1 protein-coding gene is annotated in these 1,459 nt (G+C 67.2%); it reads left to right on the top strand.

Features of this window, described 5'->3' with window-relative positions; translation table 11 throughout:
- Nucleotides 1–52 precede the first annotated feature (52 nt).
- Nucleotides 53–1,362 (top strand): IS3 family transposase gene (locus ABD989_RS17615; RefSeq protein ID WP_425556564.1). Its coding sequence is split into 2 segments (ribosomal slippage): nt 53–359 and nt 359–1,362, totalling 1,311 coding nucleotides; the frame shifts between segments, so codons are not numbered across the junction.
- The last annotated feature ends 97 nt before the right edge of the window (nt 1,363–1,459 follow it).

The following is a 1,459-nucleotide window of genomic DNA, read 5'->3' as shown; positions in this document are numbered from 1 at the left end:
TGTCCCGCCCCGGGTTTGATGGAGACATCGAAACCTGGAGGAACAGAGGAAGATGGCAGCACAGCGTAAGTACCCGTTGGAGTTGAGGGAGCGGGCCACTCGGTTGGCGGTGGAGGCTCGGCGGGATCCGGCATCGAAGGTCGGTGCGATTAAGCGGATTGCGGACCAGCTCGGGGTGCATCCCGAGGCGTTGCGGACGTGGGTGAAGCAGGCCGAGATCGACGGCGGTGTCGTGCCGGGTGTCACCTCGGCCGAGGCGGGCCGGATCGCGGAGTTGGAGCGGGAGAACCGTGAGTTGCGGCGGGCGAACACGATCTTGAAGCAGGCATCGGCTTTCTTCGCCGCGGAGCTGGACCGTCCGGCGAGGTAGCTGTTCCCACGGCGTTGAGGGTCGAGTTCGTGGACTCCGTTGCGGAGGAACACGGCGGCGTCCAGCCGGTCTTGGCTGCCTTGGAGGGCACGAGTGCCGAGATCGCGTCGTCGACCTACTACGCCTACAAGGCTCGGCCCGCTTCGCCGCGGTCGATCCGTGATGAGGAGTTGACCAAGATGATCAGGAAGGTGCACGAGGAGAACATGGAGGTCTACGGCGCGAGGAAGGTGTGGCACGAGATCAACCGGCAGATGCCGAGCCAGCCCGGCCAGTCGGCGGGGCCGGGCCGGGAGTCGGTGGCGCGGTGCACGGTCGAGCGGCTGATGCGGACCGCCGGGCTGCGGGGTGTGCTCCGCGACAAGCATCCCCGCACCACCAGGCCCGCGGCGGAGACCGGCCGGCCCGCTGACCTGGTCGACCGTGACTTCACCGCGTCGCGGCCCGACCGGTTGTGGGTAGCGGATCTGACATATGTGAGGACGATGTCGGGGTGGGTGTACGCGGCGTTCGTACTGGACGTCTACTCGCGGATGATCGTGGGCTGGCAGGTCTCGACGGGCCTCTACACCGACCTCGCCCTGGACGCGCTGCAGATGGGGATCTGGCGTCGCCAGCGCGACGGGCGGGACCTGACCGGACTGGTCCACCACTCCGACAGGGGCGCCCAGTACCGAGCGATCCGCTACACCCAGCGGCTCGCTGAGGCCGACGTGGTCGCCTCGGTGGGGTCCAAGGGCGACAGTTACGACAACGCGATGGCCGAGGCGCTGAACTCGCTGTACAAGGCCGAGCTGGTCCGCGGCCCCAGGCAGCGACGCAAGGGGATGTGGCACGGCATCGATGACCTCGAGATCGCCACCGCCGAGTGGGTCGACTGGTACAACCAGCGACGGCTCCACGGCGAGCTCGGACACGTCCCGCCCGCCGAGTACGAGGCCGCCTACTGGGCCAGCCTCGATCAAGCAGCCGACGACAAGAACGCCGCCTGACACGGCCACTGCAGGCCGATCACACGTCCAGGCCAACTCGGCTCTGGCAACCAAGGAAACCAACTAAATCAGTCTCCAAGAAACCCGGGGCTTGACA

This window comes from Gordonia alkaliphila, assembly GCF_039542465.1.
GTDB lineage: Bacteria > Actinomycetota > Actinomycetes > Mycobacteriales > Mycobacteriaceae > Gordonia > Gordonia alkaliphila.
This window is presented reverse-complemented; position numbering and strand designations above follow the sequence as displayed.